Origin of the sequence: Mycobacterium sp. 1245852.3 (assembly GCF_001669335.1) — a bacterium.
Lineage (GTDB): Bacteria > Actinomycetota > Actinomycetes > Mycobacteriales > Mycobacteriaceae > Mycobacterium > Mycobacterium europaeum_A.
This window is the reverse complement of sequence record NZ_LZLL01000534.1, coordinates 1-4466: the sequence shown is the minus strand read 5'-3', so window position 1 is coordinate 4466 and position 4466 is coordinate 1. Positions and strand designations below refer to the sequence as shown.

The 4466-nt window shown below is 71.6% G+C and carries 5 protein-coding genes and 1 pseudogene; 3 read left to right on the top strand and 3 right to left on the bottom strand.

Going from position 1 to position 4466, the window contains the following annotated elements; genetic code table 11:
* Together A9W96_RS31745 and A9W96_RS24365 are read left to right on the top strand one after the other, a co-directional pair.
* A pseudogene (locus tag A9W96_RS31745) lies at positions 1–129 on the top strand (LLM class F420-dependent oxidoreductase); the annotation flags it as partial.
* Positions 126–944 (top strand): enoyl-CoA hydratase-related protein, encoded by an 819-nt coding sequence (locus tag A9W96_RS24365; RefSeq protein WP_067143738.1) that lies wholly within the window; start codon positions 126–128, stop codon positions 942–944. The pseudogene A9W96_RS31745 and the gene A9W96_RS24365, both read left to right, overlap by 4 nt.
* Positions 945–955: 11 nt before the next feature.
* On the opposite strand, the gene A9W96_RS24360 is transcribed toward A9W96_RS24365, so the two are convergent.
* Positions 956–1876, bottom strand: a complete 921-nt coding sequence (locus A9W96_RS24360; protein ID WP_067143735.1) for an SDR family NAD(P)-dependent oxidoreductase — start codon at positions 1874–1876, stop codon at positions 956–958.
* A 5-nt stretch (positions 1877–1881) separates the two neighbouring features.
* Positions 1882–2712, bottom strand: a complete 831-nt coding sequence (locus tag A9W96_RS24355) for a DUF2867 domain-containing protein (protein ID WP_066880006.1) — start codon at positions 2710–2712, stop codon at positions 1882–1884.
* A gap of 21 nt (positions 2713–2733) precedes the next feature.
* Here A9W96_RS24355 and A9W96_RS24350 point away from each other — a divergent pair, with 21 nt between their 5' ends.
* Positions 2734–3330: a TetR/AcrR family transcriptional regulator gene (locus tag A9W96_RS24350; RefSeq protein ID WP_067143733.1), complete on the top strand. Its 597-nt coding sequence runs from the start codon at positions 2734–2736 to the stop codon at positions 3328–3330.
* Here A9W96_RS24350 and A9W96_RS24345 read toward each other — a convergent pair.
* The coding region (locus A9W96_RS24345) for an AAA family ATPase (RefSeq protein WP_156765392.1) at positions 3304–4466 on the bottom strand (1163 nt) is incomplete at its 5' end. The two genes, A9W96_RS24350 and A9W96_RS24345, sit on opposite strands and share 27 nt — an antisense overlap.

Below are 4466 nucleotides of genomic sequence, written 5' to 3'. Positions count from 1 at the left end.
GAGCAGATCGCCGCCCGGTTCGGCGAGCACGCCGACGAGGTGTGCTGTTACTTCCCGGGTTACACGCCGCGCCCCGCGGACGTCGCCGACATGATCGGTGCCCTGCACCGGGTACCCGCGCTGCCATGAGCGAGGACCTGACGGTCGACATCGACTCGGGCGTGGCGGTGCTCACCCTCAACCGGCCCGAGCGGCTCAACGCCTACACCGCCGAGATGGGCGCGCTGCTGAGCCGCGCGTACCGCGATTGCGACGACGATGACGACGTGCGGGCCATCGTGCTCACCGGAGCGGGAGGCGCGTTTTGCGCCGGGGCCGATTTCTCCGGTGACGCAAGCCCTTTCGACGCCCCCGCCGACCCCGGCGCGTTCTCGGCGTCACCGATCACGCCGGCCGCCTTCGAATTGCGCAAACCGGTGATCGCCGCCGTCAATGGCCACGCCATCGGCATCGGCCTGACCATCGCGCTGCAGGCCGACATCCGCTTCGTCGCCGAAGACGCGAAATACGGTGTGGTGCAGGTCCGCCGGGGCGTGCTGCCCGACTGCATGGCGCACTGGACGCTGACCCAGTTGACCACCCTGGGCGTAGCCGCCGACATCCTGCTGACCGGGCGAACCTTCGGCGGGGCCGAGGCCGCCGCCTTCGGCATCGCCAACCGGGCACTGCCCGCCGGCCGGGTGCTCGACCATGCGCTGACCGTGGCCCGCGACATCGTGGTCAACGTGGCGCCCATGTCGGCGGCCCTGTGCAAACGCCTGCTGTGGGACACCGCGATCAACCACTACACACCGCGACAGGTCGCCGCGCTGGAAACGCGGCTGCACGAGCGGGTGATGGGCGGCGCCGACGCCGGCGAGGGCGTCGCCGCGTTCCGCGACCACCGGCCGCCGAACTTCACCGCCCGGCTGTCCCAAGAGTGGTCGCCGCTTCCCGAACCGTGAATCGGCGCGTATCAGGCTGTGGCGCAGAGCCTTTCGGAGAGGTCCCACAGTTCGGCCGCGCGCTGCGGGTCGCGGGCGCGCCGTGCGGCCTCGCCGATCCGGCAGTCCTGTAGGTAGAGGCCGCCCCGATCGGCCAGCTCCGGAGTGACCGCCGCCCACACCTGTGTGGCCGCACCCTGTTCGGGCATGACGAACTCGAGGAAACCGGCGGAGGGTTCGGGGCTGTTCTCGGCGGCGAGCTTGCGCAGCCGCGAGAAATCCGCGCGCGACATGTACCGCGCGAGCGAGGTGGCCACGGTGCCCGGATGCACGGCGTAGGCGCGGATTCCCGCCCCCTGCAGGCGCCGATCGGCCTCCACGGCGTGCAAGATGTTCGCCGTCTTGGAAGCGCCGTAGGCGGCGAACTTGTCGTAGTCGCGCCGCTCCCAGTTGGGGTCGTCGAAGTCGACGTCGCCCATGACGTGGCCCCCCGAAGACAGGATCACGATCCGGGCCCCGCCGGCGGCGGTCAGCTGGGGGATGAGCAGGCGGGTGAGTTCGAAGTGCCCGAAATGGTTTGTCCCGATCTGTAATTCGAGACCGTCCCGGGTGTGTCCGAACGGCGTGAACATGACGCCGGCGTTGTTCATCAGCACGTCGACGGCCGGGGTGATGTCGGCGATCGCGGCCGCCGCCGCCCGCACGCTGGACAGCGCCGTGAGGTCGAGCGGCACCGTCGAGGTCCGGGCGCCGGCGACCTCGGTCGCGATCCAGCGCGCCGTCTCCGCGAGCGCGTCGGCGTTGCGGGCGGCCAAGATGACATGGGCGCCCGCGGCGGCCAGCGCCCGGGCCGCCGCGCGGCCCAGGCCCGACGACGCGCCGGTGATCACCGATGTCGTGCCGGACAGGTCGATCCCGTCGACGATGTGCAGCGCGGTCGGGCGTTCGGTCATGCGGACTAACTTATCGCCGCGAGTTCGCGACCCCGGCGAGCGCTGCGCCGCATCAGCCGCGGCGCCACGACCCGGTGCAGGGGGCCGATCAAAACCCAGACCGCCCGGGCCGCGACCCGGCGGCGGAAGTGCAGCCGGGTGGTGAGGACGGCGCGCCGACCGTCCTGGCGGCGCAGCGTCAACTCCCCGCGCATCAGCGGCCCGCGGGTGGCCAACACCAGCTCGTCGGGGTCCGAGCGGACGATCGGCCAGCCGATGAGGTGGTCGGCGGAGCGGGCCGGACCGAGGCGCAGCCGCAGCACGTTGCGGTGGATCCACAACACCAGCTGTCCGCCCGCGCCGGGTTTGTCGCCGAGCCCGTCGCGGAACGCCTCTTCGGCGGTGCGCGCATCTCCGGCGGCGATGGGGACTTCGAAGACGTCCACGTAATCGGCGGCGGCCTCGCCGGTGCGCGCCCGCTCGTCGAGCACCGCCGCCGCAACGCGTTTCAGGGTGTGCCGCACGACGACGCGATGTCCGCCGGTGCCGATCACCAGCGCCCGGTACGCCTTGCCGTGCATACCGGGGAAGTCGGCCCACGTGGCCGCCCGCAGCCGGGTGCGTGTGGGGGCCTCGAGCGGGTCCAGCTCGAACACCCACCGGTAGACGGCGAACCAGTGGCGGCCCTTGAGCGCGAACCGTGCCGGCGGCCGGGCCTCGTCCAGGATGAAGCCGAAGGGCACGGTCGACGGGTCGTGCGGGTCGCGGCACATCACCCGCAGCAGCGCCGACCACGTGTCGTCGCGGTTGGCGTCGATGGTTATGGCATGCTCATCGATATAGGGTAATCGTTCCATATAGAAGGAATGTACTAGATCATGGCGCCTCCGCGGAAGCATGAAACCGATGTGATTCTCGACGCCGCCCGGACGCTGGTGCTCGACGGCGGACCACGTGCGGCCAGCGTGGCGGCGATCGCGAAAGCCAGTGGCGCACCGGCGGGCACGTTGTATCACCGGTTCGGCAACCGCGACGGCATCCTGACGGCGGCGTGGCTGCGCGCGCTGCGACGCTTCCAGGAGCGGGCGCTGGCCGCCGACGGCGAGACCCCGACCGACACCGCCGTCTCGATGGCCGTGGCCGCCGTCGCTTTCGCGCGCTCCCTCCCCGAGGATGCCCGGCTGCTGTTGACGATCCGGCCCGGCGACCTGCTCGACGACGAGCCCGACGCGGCCTTTCGGCAGACACTCGCCGAAATGAACGCTCCGCTGACCCAACGCGTCGCGGCGCTGGCGCGCGAACTGTACGGGAATTCCAGGGCGCGCTCCGTCGATGCCGTCGCCCGTGCGGTCGCCGACCTGCCCTACGCCGTGGTGCGGCGCCACGCGCACGACGACCCGATGCCGTCCTGGCTCGAAAAGGACGTGGCGGCCTCGGCCCTGGCAGTGCTACAAGGCTTTGGCGAACGCCCGTAGCGCCTCGACCTGCGCGGGATCCAAAGAGGGACGGACGTTTTCGCGTGCCGTCGCGAGATCGGCGGCCGTCACGTCGGTTGCGTCGATGGATCGGCGCATCGCGGTCAGTGCGGCCTCCCGCAGCAGCGCCGCGCAGTCGGCGGCGCTGTAGCCGTCGAGTCCGGCCGCCACCTCGTCGAGATCGACGTCGGCGCTCAGCGGAATGGATTTGCCTGCGGTGCACAGGATTTCGCGGCGCGCCGCGGCGTCGGGCGGTTCGACGAAGACCAGCCGCTCCAGCCGTCCGGGGCGCAGCAGCGCGGGGTCGATGAGATCGGGCCGGTTGGTGGCGCCCAGCACCACCACGTCGCGCAGCGGATCGACGCCGTCGAGCTCGGTCAACAGCGCGGCCACCACGCGATCGGTGACGCCGGAGTCGAAGCTCTGCCCGCGTCGCGGCGCCAGCGCGTCCACCTCGTCGAGGAAGACCAGCGACGGCGCCGAATCCCGGGCGCGCCGAAACAATTCGCGCACCGCCTTTTCCGAACTGCCCACCCACTTGTCCATCAGCTCGGAGCCCTTCACGGCGTGCACGGACAGCTGCCCGGTGCTGGCCAGCGCTCGCACGATGAAGGTCTTGCCGCAGCCCGGCGGCCCGTACAGCAGCACCCCGCGCGGCGGTTGCACGCCCAACCGGGCGAAGGTGTCGGGATGCTGCAACGGCCACAACACGGCCTCGGTCAGGGCCTGCCTGGCCTCGGCCATGTCGCCGACGTCGTCGAGGGTGATGTTGCCGACACTGACCTCCTCGCTGGCCGAACGGGACAGCGGGCGGATCACGGTCAGCGCCCCGGCCAGATCCTCCTGTTTCAGCTCCGGCGGCCGGCCGTCGGAGCTGGCCCGCGACGCCGCCCGCAGCGCCGCCTCGCGCACCAGCGCGGCCAGGTCGGCGACGACGAAACCCGGTGTGCGAGAAGCTATCTCGTCGAGGTCAAGGCCACCGGTGGGCACGTTGCGCAGCAGCGACTCCAGCAGCGCCTTGCGGGTGCCGGCGTCGGGAAGGGGCAGGCCCAGCTCGCGGTCGCACAGGTCGGGGGCCCGCAGCCGGGCGTCGAGCTGGTCGGGCCGCGCGGAGGTGGCAATCAGGGCGACGCCCT